General features: G+C 48.5%; 27 protein-coding genes. 16 read left to right on the top strand and 11 right to left on the bottom strand.

Annotated elements, in window-relative coordinates; translation table 11 throughout:
• Nucleotides 1–13 precede the first annotated feature (13 nt).
• Complete coding sequence (locus ACLU9Q_RS12010) at nt 14–271, top strand: HPr family phosphocarrier protein (protein ID WP_296832683.1); 258 nt, start codon at nt 14–16, stop codon at nt 269–271.
• 113 nt (nt 272–384) lie between these two features.
• On the opposite strand, the gene ACLU9Q_RS12005 is transcribed toward ACLU9Q_RS12010, so the two are convergent.
• The 3 genes from ACLU9Q_RS12005 to ACLU9Q_RS11995 form a co-directional block, all read right to left on the bottom strand.
• A complete protein-coding gene (locus ACLU9Q_RS12005) occupies nt 385–735 on the bottom strand; it encodes a cupin domain-containing protein (RefSeq protein ID WP_296832681.1) in 351 nt (116 codons plus the stop codon).
• An 86-nt stretch (nt 736–821) separates the two neighbouring features.
• Nucleotides 822–2387: an autoinducer-2 kinase gene (gene lsrK / locus ACLU9Q_RS12000; protein ID WP_296928340.1), complete on the bottom strand. Its 1566-nt coding sequence runs from the start codon at nt 2385–2387 to the stop codon at nt 822–824.
• A 22-nt stretch (nt 2388–2409) separates the two neighbouring features.
• Entirely contained in the window at nt 2410–3339 is a 930-nt protein-coding gene (locus ACLU9Q_RS11995) for a sugar-binding transcriptional regulator (RefSeq protein WP_296836274.1), read from the bottom strand.
• A gap of 310 nt (nt 3340–3649) precedes the next feature.
• Between ACLU9Q_RS11995 and ACLU9Q_RS11990 the strand changes: the two genes are divergently transcribed.
• The 12 genes from ACLU9Q_RS11990 (at nt 3650) to rlmD (ending at nt 15926) form a co-directional block, all read left to right on the top strand.
• Nucleotides 3650–5161, top strand: coding sequence for a sugar ABC transporter ATP-binding protein (locus ACLU9Q_RS11990; RefSeq protein ID WP_330490532.1), 1512 nt, complete (start codon nt 3650–3652; stop codon nt 5159–5161).
• Nucleotides 5158–6150, top strand: a complete 993-nt coding sequence (locus tag ACLU9Q_RS11985; RefSeq protein ID WP_296836277.1) for an ABC transporter permease — start codon at nt 5158–5160, stop codon at nt 6148–6150. Before ACLU9Q_RS11990 ends, ACLU9Q_RS11985 begins: the two co-directional genes overlap by 4 nt.
• Nucleotides 6151–7179 (top strand): ABC transporter permease, encoded by a 1029-nt coding sequence (locus ACLU9Q_RS11980; RefSeq protein WP_296836280.1) that lies wholly within the window; start codon nt 6151–6153, stop codon nt 7177–7179.
• A 66-nt stretch (nt 7180–7245) separates the two neighbouring features.
• Nucleotides 7246–8316, top strand: a complete 1071-nt coding sequence (locus ACLU9Q_RS11975) for a substrate-binding domain-containing protein (RefSeq protein ID WP_308594140.1) — start codon at nt 7246–7248, stop codon at nt 8314–8316.
• A gap of 136 nt (nt 8317–8452) precedes the next feature.
• Entirely contained in the window at nt 8453–9331 is an 879-nt protein-coding gene (gene lsrF / locus ACLU9Q_RS11970; protein WP_296836283.1) for a 3-hydroxy-5-phosphonooxypentane-2,4-dione thiolase, read from the top strand.
• 84 nt (nt 9332–9415) lie between these two features.
• Nucleotides 9416–10339, top strand: a complete 924-nt coding sequence (locus tag ACLU9Q_RS11965; protein WP_296836286.1) for an AEC family transporter — start codon at nt 9416–9418, stop codon at nt 10337–10339.
• 33 nt (nt 10340–10372) lie between these two features.
• On the top strand, nt 10373–10945 hold the full coding sequence (locus tag ACLU9Q_RS11960; protein ID WP_412625291.1) for an NUDIX hydrolase: 573 nt from the start codon (nt 10373–10375) through the stop codon (nt 10943–10945).
• Between the two features lie 41 nt (nt 10946–10986).
• Entirely contained in the window at nt 10987–11331 is a 345-nt protein-coding gene (locus ACLU9Q_RS11955; RefSeq protein WP_412625289.1) for a DUF1622 domain-containing protein, read from the top strand.
• A gap of 96 nt (nt 11332–11427) precedes the next feature.
• A complete protein-coding gene (locus ACLU9Q_RS11950; protein WP_412625287.1) occupies nt 11428–12759 on the top strand; it encodes an MATE family efflux transporter in 1332 nt (443 codons plus the stop codon).
• A 138-nt stretch (nt 12760–12897) separates the two neighbouring features.
• Complete coding sequence (locus tag ACLU9Q_RS11945) at nt 12898–13536, top strand: endonuclease III domain-containing protein (RefSeq protein WP_296836298.1); 639 nt, start codon at nt 12898–12900, stop codon at nt 13534–13536.
• Complete coding sequence (locus tag ACLU9Q_RS11940; protein WP_296836302.1) at nt 13537–14580, top strand: NYN domain-containing protein; 1044 nt, start codon at nt 13537–13539, stop codon at nt 14578–14580.
• Nucleotides 14581–14759: 179 nt separating this feature from the next.
• Nucleotides 14760–15926 (top strand): 23S rRNA (uracil(1939)-C(5))-methyltransferase RlmD, encoded by a 1167-nt coding sequence (rlmD, locus tag ACLU9Q_RS11935; protein WP_412625340.1) that lies wholly within the window; start codon nt 14760–14762, stop codon nt 15924–15926.
• Between the two features lie 63 nt (nt 15927–15989).
• Here rlmD and ACLU9Q_RS11930 read toward each other — a convergent pair whose 3' ends face one another.
• A complete protein-coding gene (locus ACLU9Q_RS11930; protein ID WP_296836304.1) occupies nt 15990–17273 on the bottom strand; it encodes a tyrosine-type recombinase/integrase in 1284 nt (427 codons plus the stop codon).
• Between the two features lie 169 nt (nt 17274–17442).
• Nucleotides 17443–17862 carry a TIR domain-containing protein gene (locus ACLU9Q_RS11925; RefSeq protein ID WP_296928338.1) on the bottom strand — a complete coding sequence of 140 codons (420 nt, stop codon included), beginning with the start codon at nt 17860–17862 and terminating at the stop codon, nt 17443–17445.
• A gap of 37 nt (nt 17863–17899) precedes the next feature.
• Here ACLU9Q_RS11925 and ACLU9Q_RS11920 point away from each other — a divergent pair, with 37 nt between their 5' ends.
• The gene (locus ACLU9Q_RS11920; RefSeq protein WP_330606287.1) at nt 17900–18094 is read left to right on the top strand and encodes a hypothetical protein; all 195 of its coding nucleotides are present in this window, start codon (nt 17900–17902) and stop codon (nt 18092–18094) included.
• On the opposite strand, the gene ACLU9Q_RS11915 is transcribed toward ACLU9Q_RS11920, so the two are convergent.
• From ACLU9Q_RS11915 to ACLU9Q_RS11895, 5 genes are all read right to left on the bottom strand, one after another.
• Nucleotides 18087–18536, bottom strand: coding sequence for a DUF4231 domain-containing protein (locus ACLU9Q_RS11915; protein ID WP_296928334.1), 450 nt, complete (start codon nt 18534–18536; stop codon nt 18087–18089). The two genes, ACLU9Q_RS11920 and ACLU9Q_RS11915, sit on opposite strands and share 8 nt — an antisense overlap.
• Nucleotides 18537–18721: 185 nt before the next feature.
• A complete protein-coding gene (locus tag ACLU9Q_RS11910) occupies nt 18722–18811 on the bottom strand; it encodes a putative holin-like toxin (protein ID WP_302226811.1) in 90 nt (29 codons plus the stop codon).
• Nucleotides 18812–18912: 101 nt separating this feature from the next.
• Nucleotides 18913–19113: a hypothetical protein gene (locus ACLU9Q_RS11905; protein ID WP_296928332.1), complete on the bottom strand. Its 201-nt coding sequence runs from the start codon at nt 19111–19113 to the stop codon at nt 18913–18915.
• 47 nt (nt 19114–19160) lie between these two features.
• Nucleotides 19161–19625 carry an ImmA/IrrE family metallo-endopeptidase gene (locus tag ACLU9Q_RS11900; protein ID WP_302226807.1) on the bottom strand — a complete coding sequence of 155 codons (465 nt, stop codon included), beginning with the start codon at nt 19623–19625 and terminating at the stop codon, nt 19161–19163.
• A 5-nt stretch (nt 19626–19630) separates the two neighbouring features.
• Complete coding sequence (locus tag ACLU9Q_RS11895) at nt 19631–20308, bottom strand: helix-turn-helix domain-containing protein (RefSeq protein WP_302226804.1); 678 nt, start codon at nt 20306–20308, stop codon at nt 19631–19633.
• 179 nt (nt 20309–20487) lie between these two features.
• Here ACLU9Q_RS11895 and ACLU9Q_RS11890 point away from each other — a divergent pair, with 179 nt between their 5' ends.
• Nucleotides 20488–20721 carry a helix-turn-helix domain-containing protein gene (locus ACLU9Q_RS11890; RefSeq protein WP_302226802.1) on the top strand — a complete coding sequence of 78 codons (234 nt, stop codon included), beginning with the start codon at nt 20488–20490 and terminating at the stop codon, nt 20719–20721.
• 45 nt (nt 20722–20766) lie between these two features.
• Nucleotides 20767–21078 (top strand): hypothetical protein, encoded by a 312-nt coding sequence (locus ACLU9Q_RS11885; RefSeq protein WP_298515585.1) that lies wholly within the window; start codon nt 20767–20769, stop codon nt 21076–21078.
• On the opposite strand, the gene ACLU9Q_RS11880 is transcribed toward ACLU9Q_RS11885, so the two are convergent.
• Nucleotides 21050–21487 carry a hypothetical protein gene (locus tag ACLU9Q_RS11880; protein ID WP_298515582.1) on the bottom strand — a complete coding sequence of 146 codons (438 nt, stop codon included), beginning with the start codon at nt 21485–21487 and terminating at the stop codon, nt 21050–21052. The genes ACLU9Q_RS11885 and ACLU9Q_RS11880 overlap by 29 nt on opposite strands.
• Nucleotides 21488–21496 lie beyond the last annotated feature (9 nt).

Here is a 21496-nt window from a genome sequence, read left to right as displayed (position 1 = left end):
AGGACACGGAGATATGAAAAAATTTGAGTGTGTAATAAAAGATCAGCTGGGCATCCACGCAAGACCTGCGGGTCTGATCGCGCGGCGTGCGGACAAATACAGAAGCCGGATCACCCTGCGCATCGGCGGACGCCCTGCCGACGCCGGAAAAATCATGAGTATCATGATGCTGGGGGCAAGATGCGGCCAGACTATGGAGGTCGAGATTGAGGGCGAGGACGAGGAGGCGGCATATGAAGGGATGAAATCGCTGCTGGAGGAAATACTGTAGAAAGTATCATGAAAAACAGAAGATGTGTTCCGCTGCGGACAACCGGTAAAAGCAATGTGTCTGCAGGGAATACATCTCCTTTTATTTGTCAGGAAGGTTTCATCATGTCTGGCTTAGTAAGTATAATTCTCCACGTTTACCTTATCTACCTCCTGGAACGGCGCGAGCGTGGAAACCATTTTCACTGGCTTATCGTAGCTGTTTTTGCAGTAATGGATCTCACCGGGTTCAATGTGGATAAGCTGGCCCGGGTACATATGGTGTACTACGCCGTCCACAACGATGTCGATCTCACCCTCCAGGATATAGAAATCCTCCTCCATGATATTGTGGTAGTGTGCCTTGAAATCCTGCCCCGGCATAAACTGCACAATGGCAAAATTCATGCGCGGACCTTTCATAAGGTATTTGGGACCGCTGTCCCCGAAGCGGTATTCTCTGTCTTTTTCGTCAACGATAAACATATCTGCAATCTCCTTTCGGGTTATTATAATCATAAGAGTCTGGTAATTTCTGTGTTTTTAATATACCGGGAAAGCGCCGCTGTCATTTACAGTCCGGGCGCCGTCCACATCGGTTTCGTGATCCCCTCATTCACCAGCTCAAGCTGCGCAGCGTAAATTTTGCGCCAGGTAACGTAAAGCTCGTTGTAAACAGCATGGTTTTCCATGTTGGGCACGAATACCTGATCCCACTGGACTGTGCGCTTTGCACCCTCTTCGATACTGGGATAAATGCCGACGCCGTATCCCGCGAGAATTGCGGCGCCGAGAGCAGTTGCTTCTTTTACGACCGGAACCTTTACCGGCATACCGAGCACGTCGGCGAGGATCTGTGACCAGAGCGGACTCTTGGAGGCTCCGCCGGCAAAAATAACTTCGGACGGCATATTTCCGGTAGCTTCGTGCACCAGTTCCATGTGTCCCTTTACCAGCATGGCGGTATTCTCCAGAATAGCGCGATAGAAGGTATAGCGGTTAAATTTTTCCGGATCAAGCTCAAAATTCGTGAAGGTGGGAGAGGCGTGCTTCCAGCTTATAAAGTTCATAACGTCGCTGAAGGCGCACATCATGCCGTAACTTCCGGCGGGAATCTTTTTTGCCTCACGGTTCATGATATCGTAGGTGTCTTCTCCGGTAGCGGCGCTCTGCTGTTTTTCGAGCTGGCAGAAGCCGTCGCGGAACCAGCGCATTACAAGCCCCGGCTTGAAAGCAAGAGCCTCATACTGCCAGACGCCGGGTACGGCATGGCAGTTTACACGCACACGGCACTTGGAATCGGTAGCGCCGTCCGCTGTGTTAAATTCATACTGCCAGAAGCTGCCGCCAAAAACAGCCGCCTGGTTCGGCTCCGTTGCGCCCACGCCGATCGATCCGAGCTGGCAGTCTCCACCGCCCACTACCACCGGGGTGCCTTCGGCAAGCCCGGTATCCGCAGCGCCCTTTGCGTTTACGTTTGCGATAATGCTTCCGCATTCCATGACCGGCGGGAAAATATCGTCGCGCAGTCCGCATTTGCGGGCGATCGAAGCATCCCAGCTTCTGCTTCGCAGGTCAAAAATACCGGTGGTAGAACCGTTGCTTGGCTCTACAGCCTCCACGCCGGTCAGCCTGCGGATCAGCCAGTCGTTGAACATACCGATCTCGGCAACCTTCTCATAAATCTCCGGCATTTTATCTTTTACCCAGAGCAGACGCGGGAGAGCGCCAAGCGCATAGGTCTGACCGCTCTGCAGATAAATCTCTTTTTCCAGCTCCGGATCCATGTGGATGAGCTTTCCTACCTCGTCGTTGCTGCGCGCGTCAACGTTGGCGCATGCCCAGACCTCGTTTCCGTCTTTGTCGTAGAGGACGATGCCCTCCCGCATACAGGTGGTGGAAACGGCCGCGATCTGCTTCGGATCAATGCGGGTTTCCTCAAGTACGCCGCGGATGCAGTCGCAGGCAAGATCCCAGTTATGTACCCAGTCAAAATCCATGCTGCCCGGATAGCGGGGATCCTCCCGATGTTCCCATTCTCTCTGCACACAGCTTAGCTGCGTGCCATCTGTGCGAAAGAGTACGGCACGCACGCTTCCGGTACCGGCGTCGATCGCCATTAAAAATTGTTCTGCCATAAAAACCCTCCTTTTTTATTGATTATTCACTGCTTTTTAAAATGCCTGCCGCTGTGGTTTCATCTGTGATAAGAATATCCAGATATCCGCCGCGCAGCGCGGCAAGAATTGCCTCTGCCTTGTTCTCCCCGGCGGCAACGCCGATTACGTTGTCCAGGGATCTCAGTGTTTCCAGCGAAGTACTGATGAGCCGGTCCTCGATATCGGAAGGAACCAGTCTGCCGTCCCTGTCGATAAAATGACACAGCATGTCCCCGACTGCGCCCTTCATGGAGAGCAGCAGGAAATCATTGTAGGAGAGCGTGCCGTTCGTGAGAATAGTAGCACCCTTGTTCATGCTTCCGATACCGATCACGGTCATTTTCGCAAGCGATACCATGTTGCGGATCTGCTCGACGCCCGGCTCCTTTTCCATTACTGACACGATCTTCGGGTCGGTCATCACCAGCGGAGTCGGCATCAGATACAGCTTTGCGTTGAAGATGGTGGACTGTGTATTCGGCAGGTAATAATTGACGCCCCCGGTGAGGGAAACGACATTCACCGGAAACTCGGAATTATTCGCAAGGTGATTCAGGACGCGGCTTGGTGTGTCGCCGTATCCCATATTAATATAGCTGGATTTATCAAGACGCTCGTTGATGTACATAGCGGCTGCCTGCGCGACGCTTTCGTTGTTATCCTTGCCGTCCACGGCGGGCGGGACGATAAATGCGTCCTTCAGATGAAAGCGTGTGATAAGCTGTTTTTCGATCTGCATACGGCTGCTGTCGCTGTTGCGCACGGAAAAATGAATAATGCCGGTTCTGCGCGCCTTGTCCAGCAGGCGGTTTACACGCAGACGGGGAATCCCCAGATAGTCCCCGATGGTCTGCTGGGTAAGCCCTTCCATATAATAATACCATGCAACCTTTACGAGCAGAATATCTTCATAATCGTATTCTTCAGACATAGTTGCTCCTCCTGTGAAAGATTAACAAAAGTTTGAAAAGCTAACAAATGTTCTGCTTATAATGGAAGTTTAGCATGAAAAAGCGTGTATGTCAACAGAATTTAACATGGGAACAAAAATATTTAAAATGCATAAAAATATACACAATTTAAAAAAATCAATATTCAAAATGTATAAAAAATAAAAAGAGAGCCAAAAACGCTCTGTAAAATATCGACAATTTGCGTGTTGACAAATGTGGGTGCAGAGGTGTATAGTATACTCAAACATTATTTCTAAATGAAAACATTTGACGAAAGGAGGAGGCTTCTTGTCCGGGAAAGCGCTTTTAACGATAAAAAATGTACATAAGGCTTTCGGCATGAATGAGGTACTGAAGGGAATCAGCCTGGAGCTGTGTGAGGGAGAGGTTCTTGCGCTGATCGGCGGCAACGGCGCCGGGAAGAGTACGCTGATGAAAATCATCATGGGCATTTACCAGCACGACAGCGGCGAGATTTTTGTCAGAGGCGAAAAGGTTACTTCCAACAAAACCAGTGCGGCGCTTGCAAGCGGGATTTATATGGTGCCGCAGGAACCGATGCTTTTTCCGAATATGACGGTAAAGGAAAATATCATCATCGGTTTCAGTAAAAAGCCGGCGGAGCTGGGCAGGGAACTGACGGAGCTGATCAGGGAGATCGGCTGGAATCTGGACTTAAACAGAAAAGCGGGCAGCCTTTCCATTGCGGAGCAGCAGATGGTCGAGATATTAAGAGGTCTTCTGAGACACGCACAGATACTGATTCTGGACGAGCCGACCAGCGCGCTCACATTCGACGAGGTAAAAAGCCTGTTCAAAAGTGTGAACGAGCTGCGGGAAAAGGGCATCGGCATTATTTATATCACGCACCGTCTGGCGGAGGTTTTTGAGATCGCCACAGACGTTGCGATCATGAGAGACGGAAAGATCCCGGTGCGCGGACCGGTGGAGGAATTTACGCGGGAAGCGCTTGTGAAGGGATTGCTTCCTCCGGATGTGCAGGATAAGGAAAACAAATTAAAGGATCAGCTAAAGGGTGTGGATTACAGTCAGAAGCCTGTCTTTGAACTGCAGCATTTCAGCGGCTATGGCTTCAGCGATATTTCCCTGAAGGTTTATCCGGGAGAGATTCTCGGACTTGCCGGAGTGATCGGCGCGGGCAGAACAGAGCTTGCCACCACGGTATTCGGCAAGGATAAGGTGCTCGGCGGAAAAGCGATTCTGGACGGAAACGATATTACCGGGCTTTCTACCAGAAAAGTAATGGAGGCGGGACTGAATTATGTGCCGGAGGACCGCCACTATCATGGATTATTCAAGCTCAGCGATGTGGCGGCAAACACGACCAGCGCCATGCTTGGAGAAAAACCGATGGGCAGCTTTCTTCTGAACCGTAAAGCGGAATACAATATGACGCAGAAGTACATCGACGACTTTCGCATCAAGGTGACCGGGCAGGATCAGACGGTTGGCAGTCTCTCGGGCGGAAACCAGCAGAAAGTCGTGATCGGGCGCAGTCTCTCCACATCGCCGAAGCTTGTCATTCTCGATGAGCCGACGCGCGGGATCGACGCGGCAGCCAGGGGCGATGTGTACGCGATCATCCACCAGCTCCGGAACCAGGGAGTGTCAGTGCTCCTGATTTCCTCGGATATGGAAGAAATCGTTGAGCTTTCTGATCGCGTCATGACAGTATGCCAGGGCAGGATCAATGGAGAATTTAAAGGAGAAGAGATTAATCAGGATAATCTGATGGCTGCATCCTTTGGCATCACAAAGAATGAGGGGGTGGGAGCATGAAGCGGTTATTGAAAATACGGGAGCTCAGCAGCTTTCTGTTTCTCGTGGCGCTGTTTGTGCTCGTTGGGATCCTGAATCCGAGCTTCCTCACGGCAGACAATATTGTGGCGTGCTTCAACGACAGTGTGGTGTATATTCTGATCTCTGTTGGTATGGCGTTTGCCATTATCGTCGGGGAGATCGACGTATCAGTCGGTGCAAACCTTGGATTTACGGCAACGGTTGTATCGTGTATGCTGCGCGATGGACAGAATTGGGCGCTTGCCTTTATTACAGGCATTCTGATCGGCGTGCTGTTCGGGCTTTTTAACGGCTGGGGCGTTGCGGTGATGGGAGTCCCCTCCCTTATCTTCACCCTTGGCACCAACGGCGTGATGCGCGGCATGATGTATGTGTACACGGGCGGTGCGTGGGTGGAAAACCTGCCGGCATCCTTCAAGCAGCTTTACACAAATACGTTTATCGGGAACATCAGTATCTGCTTTACCGTGACGGCGATCGCTGTGGTCATCGTACATCTCCTGCTGAAGAATACGAAGCGGGGCAGATATTTTACTGCAGTCGGGGATAATCCGGGCGGCGCGACGCTGGTTGGCATCCCGGCGGTACAGACAAAGGTCGTGGCATATGTGATCTGCGGTATTTTCGCGGCGATTTCCGGAATTGTGTTTTCCTCCAGGATCGGTTTCATCACTGCCACTTCCGGAAACGGCTATGAAATGAAAGCGGTAGCGGCGTGCGTGCTCGGCGGCATCAGTCTTTCGGGCGGCGTGGGAAGCGTGATCGGAGCTTCCATCGGAGCCGTTATCATGGCGAGCATCAGCCGCCTGCTGGTATTTATGGAGCTTGGCTCTACCTACGACGATACTATCACGGGCATCATGCTGATCACCATCGTTGTTGTGGACGCGCTGATGCAGAAGCGGACGGCGGAGAAGAACCGCAGGGAGCGTCTGGCGGCGCGTACAGCGGGAAAGGAGGAGATGTAAATGAAAAAATCCTTTTCCACAAGAATAAAAGAGTTCCTGAAAAGCTGGGAGATGGTGCTGCTGTGTATTCTGGTGGCTGAATTTATCATCTTCGGCAGTGCAAACCCAAAGTTTCTGCGGCCGGCGCTGCTGTTTAACAGTATGAATGATTTTATGTCGATCTGCATTATCTCCCTGTTTGTAACGTTTGTTATGATCACAGGCGGTATCGACATCCAGGCGGGTTCGATCGTAGGCCTGACGTCTATCATCATCGGCGTTTCCTGGCAGGACTTCGGGTTCAATATCTGGGCGGCTGCTCTGCTTGCGGTAGTGATCGCGGCGCTCTGCGGCGCACTTTCCGGGTTCTTTGTAGCGTACTGCGGGGTGCAGGCGATGGTCGTCACTCTGGGAGGTCAGTTTCTGTACGCAGGGATCGCGCTGCTGGTATCGAATCTGGCGTCGACGGCGAGCTACCAGGGGATCAGCGGATTTCCGGATTATTTTAAAATTGTATCGAAGTATAAGCTTTTCGGTCTGATACCGAGCCAGCTGTTGATTTTCCTGGCGCTGACAGTGATCGCCTATATCATTCTTCACCGCTCAAAATATGGAAGAAGAGTGTTCCTGGTCGGCGTAAACCAGGAGGCGGCGGAATATTCCGGCATCAATACGCGCCTGGTGATTATGAGTACTTATGTTCTTTCCGCTGTGAGCGCGGCAGTCGCGGGTATTGTTCTGACGGCATACCTTGGCACGGCAAAGAGTGACCTCGGTTCTAATTTTACGCTGAATATCATCACGGCGGTAGTGCTTGGCGGCACGTTGAGCACCGGAGGAAAGGGGAATGTTATCGGAACGGCGCTGGCATCCATGGTGATCGGTCTGCTGAGATTCGGGCTTCCGCTTTGCTTCAAGGTGGGCACACAGTACCTGGATATCCCGGTGGGGATCCTGCTTCTGGTGGTGGTGCTCGGAAGGTCGCTCGGTTCGCATCCGTCGGTCACAAACCTTCTTGCAAGGATGAAGAAAAACAGGAAGGCGGCATAAATACGATGTTTAGGGGAAGGACCCTAGATATATAAAAATCTTTTATAAAAAGGAGGAAAAGAAATTATGATGAAAAAGGTTTTGGCTGGAATGCTGGCGACAGCTATGGTAGCCGGAGGAGCAATGACATGCTTCGCAAGCGAGTCTGTTGAGGGAATGACCGTTGCTTTTATCCCGAAGCTGACAGGAAATGCATTCTTCGAGTCTGCAAACGACGGCGCCCAGGAGTACGCAGAAAAATGGGGAATTACCGTTGAGTACATGGGCAACTCCGTAGCAGGCGCTGCCGAGCAGGTAGAGGTTATTCATCAGGCGATCAACACGGGTGTTGACGCGATCTGTATCTCCACCGTTGACGCGGCGGGCGTATCGGATGCGCTGAAGGAAGCGGCGGACGCAGGCATCACCGTCTGCACATGGGACTCTGACGCAAATGTAGAAGACCGTGCGCTGATGGTATCGCAGGGAACCCCGGAGGTTCTTGGCAAGATGCTGGTTGATATGGGCGTTGACGCTCTGACAAAACGCGGCAAAGACCCGGCAGCGGATGCGATCAAATACTGCTGGCACTACTCACAGGCTACTGTAACTGACCAGAACTCCTGGCAGGTGGCCGGTGAAGCTTACATTAAGGAAACCTATCCGAACTGGGAAAATGTAGCGCCGGAAAACTACTACAGTGAACAGGATTCTGAGAAGGCTGTTACGGTTGGTGCTGCCGTACTTGCAGACCATGCAGATGTTGACCTCATTATCTGCAACGACTCCACGGCTCTTCCGGGACAGCTTCAGGCAGCCCAGAACGCAGGCCTTACCAAAGACGACATTACGATCACCGGTTTCGCTTCCCCGAATTCCATCAAGGAATACTGCAAAGCAGGCGTTCTCTATGAATGGGGTCTCTGGGACTGCAAGATCCAGGGCGCTATGGGATGCTATGTAGCAGCTTACCTTGCAGCTGGCAACGAAGTGGCAGTTGGCGATACCATTTCCATTCCGGAAATCGGCGATGTAACTGTTGAGGCAAATGACAGTATCGCAGAGGGCGCTGCAACGGCAGACACAAACAATGGTGTTGTGCTTCTTCCGGAGCGTGCGATCTTCGACGAAAGCAACATGGATAATTACAACTTCTAAGGTTTGACTTGAAATTTACCGAAAAAGGCTGTTGCTTGCAGCAGCCTTTTTCAGGTATAATGCAATCGTGATTTCCGCGAGGATGCGCAGCCCGCGGAAAAGCAGGTGAAAACTTATTAAGAAAAGAGGAGAACGAATGGCAGATAAAGACGGACTTAAGGTAGCGAAAGATTATAAGGTAGATATTCCGTTTGCGAATAATGAGGGCTTTTACGTAAAGGGGGCAAATAATCTCGACTGGGGAATGCAGAAGCACCTTTCCAATATTTTCAACCCTAAGAGTGGGAATTCTGTAATGTTTGCGTTTGACCATGGATATTTCATGGGCTCGACGGCCGGTCTGGAGCGGCTTGATTTGCTTCTTCCGAAGCTGGCGCCGTATGTTGACGTATTTATGGGAACAAGAGGAGCTATCCGCACCTGTGTGCCGCCCCAGATCACGAAGGGCATTGCACTGCGTGTATCCTCCGGGTCCTCTATGCTGAATGATGATCTGTCGCACGAGGTGGTTGCGGTAGACATTGAGGATGCGATCCGTATGAACGCAGACTGCATGGCAGTACAGACTTTTATCGGCGCGGACGGACAGCTCTCCAGCATTGACAATCTTTCAAAAGTGATCAATGCGGGTATGCGCTACAGCATTCCGACGCTGGGCGTCGTTGCGGTTGGAAAGGATATGGCGCGCACCGACCGTTTCTTTAAGCTGGCGACAAGAATTGTGGCAGAGATGGGCGTTCAGCTTGTAAAAACTTATAATTGTGATAACTTCGAGGAGATCGTTGCAGCGTGTCCGGTTCCGATTGTTGTGGCAGGGGGAAAGAAGCTTCCGGAGCCGGAGGCGCTCAATCTTGCGTATACCGTAATCTCCAAGGGCGCAAGAGGCGTCGATATGGGAAGAAATATTTTCCAGAGCGAGCATCCGGTAGAGATGGCACAGGCGGTTGCAAAGATTGTGCATGAAGGATTTACAGACAAGGAAGCATACGAGTTTTATCTCGACGCAATTCATTAAAAGGCTAAAACAATCAGACGGGAGTTCCTCCCGTCTGATGTGGTATAATACAGGTAACGCGAAAATGTGATAAGGGAGAAGAGTATGGGATTACGGGTAGTTGAGATGGTTCTGCCGGTACTTCTAATGATCGGTATCGGTTATTTCTGCAACCGCAGACAGATTTTTGATATGAATGGCCTGAAAGGACTAAAGGCGCTTCTGGGGGACATCATGCTGCCGGTAGTGCTGTTTAATGCGTTTTTTACTGCCAGCTACAGTCTGCGTGTGGTGGTAGTTTTTCTGGTGGTTTATCTGGGCTTTGGGGCGGCGATCGCACTTGGCTTTCTGCTGCGTCCGCTGGTAAAGCCTTATGGAAAATATCTGCCGTTTCTTGTTGCCAGTGCAGAGGGCGGGATGCTCGGCTATGCCCTCTACGGGTTGATCACAGGCAGCCAGTCGGGCTTTGCGGCAGTCGATCTTGGGCAGACGGTGTTTGCATATACCGTATGGCTGGGGCTGCTTACTTCTGTGGACGGCGGCGAGGTGAAGGCGGAAAAGCTGCTGAAAAATATGATTTCCAACAAATGCTTTCTTGGTATGGTGTTCGGGATCGTGCTTGGAGCGGCGGGAGTGGGAAATGTTGTCATGAATTCGGCGGCAGGCGGTATTGTGAAGTCTGTCGTCAGTATGATTACGGCGCCGGTCAGTGCGGTCGTTCTTTTGATGGTCGGCTACGAGCTGAATCTGAAAAAGGAACTGTTCCTGCCGGTTCTTAAAACGATCGTGCTGCGCCTTGTCATTATGGGCGCGCTGCTGCTTGTCAGCAATCTGGTTATTTTCCGCATCTTTCCTTTCGATAAGGAACTGGAGATCGCGCTGATGGTACTCTATGCGCTCCCCGCGCCGTTTATCATACCGATTTTCTCCGATGTTGGAAAAGATGGAGAATATGTTGCCACCACGCTCTCCGTACATACGCTGGTTACGGTGGCGCTTTACGCGGCAATCGTAGTGTATAGTCTGTAACAGCGCAGGAAAAATGATGCAGGAGGAACCGAAATGGAATTACTGGATATCGTAGATGAAAATGGCTGCCCGACGGGAGAGACAGTCGAGCGGGAGACGGCGCACAGAAAAGGGATACGTCACCGTACCTCCCATGTCTGGCTGATGCGTGAGGGCAAAAACGGAACGGAGGTGCTCCTGCAGAAGCGCAGCAAGAATAAGGATTCGTATCCCGGCTGCTATGACATCTCCAGCGCCGGCCATATTCCGGCAGGCGTGGATTTCGTTCCCTCCGCGATCCGGGAACTGCGTGAGGAGCTGGGACTTTTGGTGGAAGCGGAAGAGCTGATTTACTGCGGGCAGCGCAGATTTCATTTTGAGGCAAAATTTCATGGAAAACCATTCAACGATTACCAGGTGAGCAATGTGTACTGTGTCTGGAGGGATGTGGAGCCGGAAAATCTGACGCTGCAGGCATCCGAGGTGGAGAGCGTGTGCTGGATGAATCTGGAGGAATGTAAGGCGGCGGTGCGCGAAAACACCATCCCGAACTGCATTTTTACGGAGGAGCTGGAGATGCTGCCGAAAAGCAGGCTTGACAACGCCGCTTTTCAGTCTGTATACTAGACATTAGGAAGAATCCTGCATATGATAAGGATGGGCGGAAAATGATAGCTTTTTTAAATTCGCTGCTGGAGTTTCTGGTAGAATGCGGCATCTTGATCTTTGAATATATCGGCGTCGGTGTGATCATCTGCACAAGTCTGGTCAGTCTTTACAAATATGTCACGCGCAGACCTGACACCAGAATTTATCTGGCAAAAGGGCTTGCCATGGGGCTGGAGTTTAAGCTTGGCAGCGAGATTTTGCGCACCGTTGTCGTGCGTGAGTGGAAAGAGATCGCTATTGTTGCCGGCATTATTGCGCTGCGCGCCGCACTTACCTTCCTCATTCACTGGGAGATCCGGCAGGAGGAAAAAGAAGTGGAGGATAAGCTGCATAAGGAATCGTAAACAGGAAAACCATCACGGAAAGAACCGTGTACTTGTAAGAGTCTGCCCTGGCAGGCTCTTGTTTCGCTATGCTTAAGGAAAGGGGATTTTGGGATAATGACACAGGCAGAAAAACAACACATGATGGCGACGGCGCCGATACCTGGACTGATCGCGCGTCTTTCGGTGCCGACGATCATCAGTATGCTGATCACTTCATTTTATAATATGGCGGACACTTTTTTCGTTGGAAAGCTCGGCACCAGCGCTACGGCGGCGGTTGGCGTCGTATTTCCGCTGATGTCCATCATACAGGCGCTCGGCTTTTTATTCGGTCACGGCTCCGGCAACTCCGTATCGCGCAAGCTCGGCGCACAGAAGGTTGACGAGGCGGAGCATCTTGCTTCCTGCGGCTTTTTTTCTTCGCTTGTCTGTGGTCTGTTTATTTTGATCGGCGGACAGCTTTTTCTGGAGCCGCTGTCTCGCATTCTCGGCTCCACCGACACAATTCTTCCCTACACCAAGCAGTATCTGAGCGTGATCCTTATCGGGGCTCCGTACATGACGGCGTCGCTGACGATGAACAATCTGCTGCGTTTTCAGGGCAGTGCGTTTTATGCAATGATCGGGATCACGACCGGAGCGGTGCTCAATGTGATCCTGGACCCGGTATTTATTTTCGTGTTTGATATGGGAATCGCAGGCGCGGCCTGGGCGACGATCCTCAGCCAGCTTGTGTCCTTTGTTTTGCTGCTTGTCGGAATGAAGGTATCAAACTGCGTTCCGCTGCGCATGAAGAACATGAAATATCTGCCGTCACTGATCGGGCAGATCTTCGGCGGCGGACTGCCCTCGCTCTGCCGGCAGGGACTTGCAAGTCTTGCCACGGTTGCGCTGAATCTGGCGGCGGGTCCTTACGGCGACGCGGCGATCGCGGCAATGTCTATCGTGATGCGCATCGCATTCTTTGCAGGCTCCACAGTGATCGGCTTCGGGCAGGGCTTCCAGCCGGTCTGCGGCTTCAATTACGGCGCAGGCAACATTAAGCGCGTAAAGGAAGCGTTCTGGTTCTGTGTGAAGCTGGCGACGGGCGTGCTGATCGTGCTCGCTATCCTCGGCTTTGTCTTTTCCGGCGATCTGGTTGCGATCTTCCGCAAAGACGATCTGGAGGTTATCGAGATCGGCACCCTGGCGCTGCGTATGCAATGCATCACGCTGCCGCTCACGGGCTGGATCATTCTGAACAATATGTTGTTTCAGACGATCGGGCGCACCGTTCCGGCAAGTGTGCTCGCGGCCTCCAGACAGGGAATCTTCTTTCTGCCCGCGGTGCTGATCCTGCCGTTTTTCTTCGGTATCCGTGGCGTTCAGTGCGCGCAGGCGGTGGCGGATGCGGCGGCGTTTGTACTGGCGCTGGTTCTGAACCGGAAACTGATGCCGACGCTGTGAGGCGAAAGAGGGCGACATTTGTTCTGCGCGGACAGAAGCAGCGCGCAGATTCACAGTACGGAATAATCTGTCAGGCATCTTCTGGTTTGATATCGTGAACAGGAGATGTGTAAATATAAGGTACGCAGGAGGAGAAGTATGACAAAGAAAGAGCTGGCGCTGGAAATCATTGAGCGCCTGAAGAAGGAATACCCGGATGCGGGCTGTACGCTGGATTACGACGAGGCCTGGAAGCTGCTGGTGAGCGTGCGCCTGGCGGCGCAGTGCACCGACGCCAGGGTGAATGTGGTTGTGGAAGGATTGTTTGAAAAATATCCGAGCGTGAAGGCGTTGGCGGAGGCCGACGTGGAGGATATCGAGCGCATCGTAAAGCCGTGCGGTCTCGGACACAGCAAAGCACGCGATATCAGCGCCTGTATGAAGATGCTGCAGGAGGAGTACGACGGAAAAATCCCGGAGGATTTCAATGCGCTGCTGAAACTGCCGGGCGTGGGGCGCAAGAGCGCCAATCTGATCATGGGTGATGTGTTCGGCAAACCGGCGATCGTGACGGATACGCACTGCATCCGTCTGGTGAACCGCATGGGACTGGTGGACGGCATCAAGGAACCGAAAAAGGTGGAGATGGAGCTTTGGAAGATCATTCCTCCCGAGGAAGGGAGCGATTTCTGCCATCGGCTCGTTTATCACGGCAGGGAAATATGCACGGCGCGGACGAAGCCGTACTGTGACCGCTGCTGTCTGCAGGATATCTGCAAGAAAAAAGGAGTTGACTAAATGAGTGAAGAAAAATATGCACTGTTAATCGACGCGGATAATGTGTCCGCAAAATATATCAAACCGATCCTGGATGAGCTTTCGAAATACGGAAACGTTACTTATAAACGAATTTACGGAGACTGGACGAGTACCCAGCACGCGAGCTGGAAGGAGGTGCTGCTGCAGAATTCTATCAGTCCGATCCAGCAGTACAGCTATACGCAGGGGAAGAATGCTACCGACTCAGCGATGATCATCGACGCGATGGACATCTTGTATACCGGCAATGTGGACGGCTTCTGTCTGGTGTCCAGCGACAGTGATTTTACCAGGCTGGCGAGCCGCCTGCGTGAGAGCGGCCAGAACGTGATCGGTATGGGCGAGGCAAAAACGCCGATTCCCTTCCGGCAGGCGTGCAACATTTTTACAACGCTGGAGCTGCTGCTTGAAGACAGCACCGCTGAGAAGGAAGAGAAAGCACCTGTGGTTTCGGCAGTGGAACAGACAGCGCACAAATCCGGCGAGACGGATGTGGTGAGCCGCGAGCAGGTGGAGGAAGCGGTCATCAAGATCATTACAGAAAATCAGAACAACGACAAGGAAACGGGACTCGGCGAGGTTGGCAGCCGTCTGGTGAAGCTTTACCCAGACTTCGATGTGCGTAATTATGGGTATAGTATGCTTTATAAATTCCTGGAAACTTTCCCGAAGCTGAAGGTCATCCGTGACGGTTCCAAAATGTCCGTGGCTCTCTACGAAGATCCGGGGCGCAAAGAAAGCCTGGAAAAATATATTGTTGAGCAGGTGCAGAACAGCGGCAGCGTCGGCATTGCTCTTGGGCCGCTCGGCAATAAAATTCACCTGCAGTTTAAGGATTTTAAAGTACGTGATTACGGCTACTCGCGGCTGAAGGAATATATCAGCAGCATCCCGAGCATCCGTACAAAGGGCGAGGGAAAGCAGATCCGCGCCGTCTTTGAAGATGCAAAAGAGAAGGACAAAGAGAAAGAAAAGGAAAAAGAGAAGGAAAAACCGAAAAAAAGAGCGGGCAGCAAAAAATGAGAGAGAAAAATGATCTGGGTGCGCAGGGAAGCGGGAGCCTGCATAAAAATATGAAAAAACGGGAGTCTGAAGGAAAACGCGGAAATGCGGCAAGAACCGAGACGTCAGGCGGACGGCGCAGTGATGGGGCAGGAACCGGGATAACAGGTGGACGATGCAGTGATGCGGCAGAGAGCGAGATGTCGGAGGGACGACACAGCGATATGCCGATGTGCCCGGTTCAGAAGAAATGCGGCGGCTGCCAGTTCCAGGGCATTCCTTATGCGCAGCAACTGAAAATCAAGCAGCGCCAGGTGGAGAAGCTTCTCAAACCCTTCGGAAAGGTCAACCCGATTATTGGTATGGAAAATCCGTATTACTACCGCAATAAGGTACACGCTGTTTTCGGCAGGACGCGGAACGGGGAGGTCATTTCCGGTACCTACCAGGAAAATACCCATAAAATCATTCCGGTAGAGCAGTGTCTGATTGAGGATCAGAAATCCGCAGAAATTATCCGCAGCATCCGTGGACTTCTGAAATCCTTCAAGATCAGGACCTATGATGAGGATACCGGTTATGGACTTCTGCGTCACGTGCTGGTGCGCCGGGGATTTCAGAGCGGGCAGATCATGGTCGTTCTGGTGCTTGCAAGTCCGATCCTTCCGTCCAAAAACAATTTTGTGGCGGTGCTGCGCAGGCTTCATCCCGATATCACCACCATCATCTTAAATGTAAATGATAAGAAGACCAGCATGGTGCTTGGCGAAAAAGAAAAGGTGCTCTACGGACCCGGCTATATCGAGGACACGCTGCTTGGAAAGACTTTTCGCATCTCTGCAAAATCTTTCTATCAGGTCAACCCGGTGCAGACCGAAGTCCTCTACCGGACTGCTATCGACTATGCACATCTTACAGGAAAAGAGCGTGTGCTGGACGCCTACTGCGGAATCGGCACGATTGGATTAATCGCAGCAGCAGAGGCAAAAGAAGTTATTGGTGTGGAGTTAAATTGTGATGCGGTTCGCGACGCCCGCATAAACGCAAAACGAAATGCTGTCACAAACACGCAATTCTATAACGCCGACGCCGGAAAATTCATGACAGACCTGGCAGAACAAAACGTAAGCGTCGACGTGGTATTCATGGATCCCCCGCGCGCAGGAAGCGACGAGGCGTTTCTCTCCTCTGTGGTAAAATTGCAGCCAGGGAAGGTAGTGTACATCTCATGCAATCCGGAGACACTGGCACGGGATTTAAAATATCTGACGGGAAACGGGTATAAGGTGGAGAAGATACAGCCGACAGATATGTTCTGCTTTACGGAGCATGTGGAGACCGTTTGCTGTTTATCCCGCATAAAGTAAGGAATTTAAACATTTTTTGCATACCACACAGGGCATTTTGTCGACCATTTGTCAACCAAATTTTCATTGGTTGACGAGCTTCTGGTTGACTGCCTGTTCAAAAATGTCTACGGAGCGGTTGGACATAGTTTCAGTATTATGGACATAAGTCTGCATCGTTGTCTGGATGTTGTCATGTCCGAGTCTCTCCTGGACGTCCTTTATATCGGCCCCGTTCTCGATCAGCATCGTCGCATGTGTGTGTCGGAGTGAGTGATAGTTAAAAGCAATTTTTAATTCATGCTGGATAACGCGTGCGCAATATTTAAAACTGTCTGTTGATATATACTGACCATTTTCACGCACACATACCATATCTGTGCGAGTTAAAGCACATGGTATGCTACGTTCTACCTCTACGAGCCGTAGGATTTTATCCCCTTTTTCATCCTGCTCCGGAAGGAGAAAGATGTCGGTATAATATTCTCCATATCTGAGACGATTTTCTTTTTGCTTACGCTTGGCACTTCTTAGCGCATTGAATAGGGTTTCTCCGAATTTGATAGTTCGGACGGACCCCTTTGTTTTTGGGGTACCAAAATACCATGCTGATTTTTCTTCCCGGTTTTCTTTTCTTTTTATTTTCTGCATGGTTGTACCACGGTTCCTTTTTACTGTAATCTTGTTGACAGTCAGAGTGCACGCTTCCAGATCTATATCATCCCATGTCAGGGCAAATGCTTCTGATATGCGCATTCCGGTATAGTATCCGAGCATCAACGGAAGGTAGAACGGGGTTCCGGGTCCAAAACGAGCAATAATCTGGCTGAAATCTTCCGGGGAGATAATAAAACGGGTTTCAGCCTTTGGTGCGAATTTAGGATAACGGATATTATTGCATGGATTATACTGGAGATAATGCATGGGTTCCACCGCATAATTCAATGCACCGGAAAGAGTGCTGATGATTCCGACAACAGAGCCACGGGCGTATCCATTGATTTTTAACTGGTTTGCATACTCTTGGATTGGGGCAGCTGTCAGCGCGCAGAGCCGGTAGTGCCCAAACTGTGGCTTTAGGTGTGTATCGATAATTTTGCGGTATCCATTCAGTGTATTATATTTCAGATTCATTTTGCAGTAATTATCCATCCAGTAATCAAGATAATCAGCCACGCTTATCTGTGACGGAGAAAAACTCTGACCAGCACTGTTATATTGCGCCAGGGCTTTATTGCCGGCCTCCAGAGCATCAGCTTTAGTTCGGAAACCTCCTTTCGTGATTCTGTTGCGCTTGCCTGCAATTTTGGCTCCTTCAAAGCCATATTCCCAGGTCTTTCCGCGTTTTCTGGTTGTGACTTGTCCCATAGTGATTCCTCCTTTTTGAAAATGGGTATAAAAATACACCTGTACAGGTGCCGGAGGATTGTGGTATAATCTTCTTGTTGAGGGATGATTATATAGTCCTCCGTATAAGTGACTGTATAGTTATCATTTCTGCCCCTGCTTTAGTAGGGGCGGTTTTAAAACAAAGTTGTTATACTAACGAGCGGATTGCACTAACTATAGAATCAGTCTGCCAGCGAACCATTACAGTTGCATTTTGAGTAATGTATGTTGGCGCGTAAGTTTGGCCCCACGGGTAAATTCCAATGATGGGTTTTCCCATTCGAATAGATTCATCTACTTCATATTTCATCCAATCGCTATATGCCCCATACATGCCGGAAAGCACGAGTGTAACTTGGGCAGGGCGTATTTTATTGGATATCAAGTTTCGGATTTGTGAATTTGTCATTGGTGTACCAGCGGGGAAAAGAGGTTTTTCCGCCGGCGCGGAATAATTGTAATAAGAAAAATATTTGGCATTATTGAGGAGATTGATGAGTCTGTTGTAGTCTTGGCCATATTTCCATGCATGGCTGATAAAGAGTCTGTAATCGTATAAATTTGGCATAATATTTCCTTTCTTCTATTATGAGGAGGTGTATGGTGTGAAAAAAGTTAATAAGTTCCGAAAAAAACCAGTAATCGTTGAAGCCTATCAAATAGACCATGAAGAAATAATACATACTCTGGAAGGTGAAATGAAAGCTTCTCCGGGTGACTGGATAATAACAGGTGTACATGGTGAAAGATATCCTTGCAAACCTGATATTTTCAATAAAACATATGAACCGGTCACTTAGCTTTATCTGGATTATTGCTTTCCTCCATAATGTTTGTTACCTTCCATTGATTATTTTCGGAGGAAATAATGTTTTCCACATTTTTCACAAAAATGTTGTCAATGGTTTCATCAATAGGATTATATGGAGAAGATTTTGTTAAATATAAACTTTTTTGATAACGCAATAACTCACAAGTGGATCGGTACTGAATCCAATTTTCATGATATTTGTTCAGTTTTGTAATTGCCTCTATAATGGCGATAATAGCTCCAAATGCACCTACAATGAAAGCAATACAAGTTGAATTACGCGAATATCCAGATAATAAGGGAATGCAGGCTGCAAGAATAATTTCTGCTATTTGAAATTGCTTATATCTTTTTTGGGCATGGATTGATTTTTTATCATACCAATCAATTTGTGGTTCTAAGCGTTTCTTGATATATTCGTCCATGTTCATAAAATAAAAATCTCCTTGTTATCGTAGCCGGTTCCTGTTGGCGCAGGGGCGGTTTTGCATTTGACAAATGCGGTTATCTGGCGTATAATATACTTAACAAGACAGCCGGAAGATAGAGCACACCTATCCGCCCGGCGAAGTATAAGCTAAGTGAAGCCGCCTATCTTTTCCAGGGACAGGGCGGCTTACTTATTTTTCAGATTCAGAATCGCAACTATCAGCAGACCTATGGTCAGTATAATCATGAATTCCTCATATGTACTCATAAGCATCATCCTCCTCTCAAGACTCAGGCGGATGATATGCACGCCCTCCCGGCTGCCCGGTTAAGCATATTATGTTGTCAAGGTTAAGCATTTCTATTGTCACAAGGATTTTATTTAAATAAATCCTTTAAACCAAAAGTAGTTTTATTGTAAATTTTATTGTATGCTGCTTTTTTCGGATTTTTAATCCATCCGGTTCCTTTTTTGCCGTATCCAGGAATCAACGCTTTTTTAATAGCTCTTTTTGCTTTCCCGGTAGTTCGTGCAGATATGGATTTTTTTATGCTTGGTTTTCTGATTCCAACTTTCATTACAATTCTCCTTTTCATGGTAAATTTTGTTAAAATATCAGACCAATTCAATCCTCAAACTTCTTCAGCACGGCAAGCTGTGGCTCGAAGAAAATAATATAGTTGTCCAGCTCTTTGCATATGCCATATTTACTTCGGTATGCTGACAGTGCTTCCAGCAGGAATACTTCTGTTACCTCCAGATATTCTGCTGTTTCATAGAGATTCCGGCAGCCATGCTCATATGCTCTGATGATTCCCATCAAGCCTACCATTCTGTTATAACCATGTAGTCTTGCGCGGAATTCCTGCTTGCGGTTACCGGCATCCGACTGATCAAGGATATCGCCGACAGTAGTGTAATAGTGTCCTAGCTCCTCTGCGAGAACGCAGGCTTTTTCGGTTGAGGTTTTGATATCTTTATTAATCGCAATTCTGTTTTTATATATTCTTCCGTTGTATCCGGGAATGTTTTTCTCGCGAACAATCAGCTTCTCGGAATCGGCTTCCAAAAGTAAATCTTCGTAGGTCAATGAAATCACTCCCACTCTGAATCAGTTTTCATAACGCTGTCTGTTTGTGCCTCATCTTCACTGGTAACATCTGGACGTTCGCTTGCTGCATTCAAAGCGGGTGTCTCAAAGGCAATAATTTTGGTGGAACGCTCCCATTCTTTTTGTAAAGTGAAATCAACCATTTCTTTACCGTGCTGGTCGAGGGAACGATATTTTTTTATTATACTTTCAAATTGATAGCTTTCCTTTTCTGTATCTAAAGCCTTTAGAGGAATTATTTTAGAAATATTTCTACGCATACTTTCCAATCTGATTTTTTCATAGTTACTAACTAACTCACCTTCTGTAGTAGAGGCGATTATTTCATCATTTTCTGATTTTATTTTTATGGAATCATTTTTATAGAATCTTTGAATTCGATATCCTAATGATTCTATGGCTGAAAGAATTTCATTCAAAGTTTTGTTAAAATAATCTGATATAGAATCGCCAACGTCATCATCCCATCCCATTAAGTATTGAGGACTACAATTCAATATTTTGGCATACGTACACATATGCTCATATGGTACACTTTTAATACTTCCACTTTCATATCTCTGCGCGGTAGCTTCTGTTACATTTAGCGCATCGGCTATCTGAGCAAGAGTAATACCTTTTTCTACTCGTTTTTGTTTGATACGTTCGTTCCATATTGCCATTTTCTGTCACCCCCACTTTCTATAGTTAATATGCTATCATATTCTTACGCAAAATGCAATAGAATTTATGCGTAAAAAGAAAAAACTTACTATTTTTGCAAGAAATGTATTGACACATGATTTTTATAGTGGTAACATAAACTTACGAAAAACGTAAGAAAGGAGAGCTGGGAGAAGCAATGCAATACAAAGTAGATGTAATAGAATTAAAAAAGATAATGGTTGAACAAAAGCTGGATAAAATCGTTGACCTTTCAAAGGTTTCATCAGTCGATAGAAATACCTTATCGAAAATTCTGAATGATGAGATAAAACCATCAACAACTGTTATTGAGAAATTGATGAGCGCATTAAATATACCGCCAGAACGTGCAGGGAGAATTTTTTTTAAACCAAACTTACGTAATCCGTAAGAAAGAATAGAGAAAAGAGGCGATACAAATAGAGGAGGTGAAAAAATGAATGAAGAAAATAACATCGATGCTTATCAGCCGACTTTCCAGCCAGGGGCGCTTCGAGACCCTGTCTGGTATGAAGGACAGACCGTTTTCGAAATGGGAAATGGAAAAATCTCTTGGAAAAACAATATATACCAGAGCTGCAGAAGACATTTTATACAGGAAGCGGATGTGATTGAAGAAAACAGAGAAAGGTCAATAGTAAAGGTAAATCTGGCGCGGGAAGCATTTTTGTGTAAGGCAAAGATTGTCTGCATAACAATTGTGGTTTATACGCCGATACTTATCGGGATATTAACTCTACTAAAATAGGAGCATTATCAAAAACTTGATACAGCAAGGAACCGACAGATATTGCCGCTGAAATAATTGATATTGCCAATGGGGCGAGAAAATACCATTTATTTCTTCTGCTGCTTTCCACGATAGCCCTTCCAGCAGGAAGGAGGTACACGGAGTAAGTTGGAAGAATCGTTTCACGATTATTCAAAGCGCATTCATGGACATAGGAACGCACATTATGTCTTAAAACATAACGGTTCTGGTCTGTAATAATGCCAAGGTATCCTTCGTCCACAAAATATTCGAGCAGGGCGTATATGTAATCCCGTCTTGATTCCGCATGCAACTGAAATTTATTCATTATTTCACGCACTGTTTTCGAGTCAGCATCGTACAGAAATGTAAGTATTTTGATGGAATTGCTGTCGATTTTATCCATGATAAACCC

The organism is Marvinbryantia sp. (assembly GCF_047017445.1).
Classification (GTDB): Bacteria; Bacillota; Clostridia; order Lachnospirales; family Lachnospiraceae; genus Marvinbryantia.
This window is presented reverse-complemented; position numbering and strand designations above follow the sequence as displayed.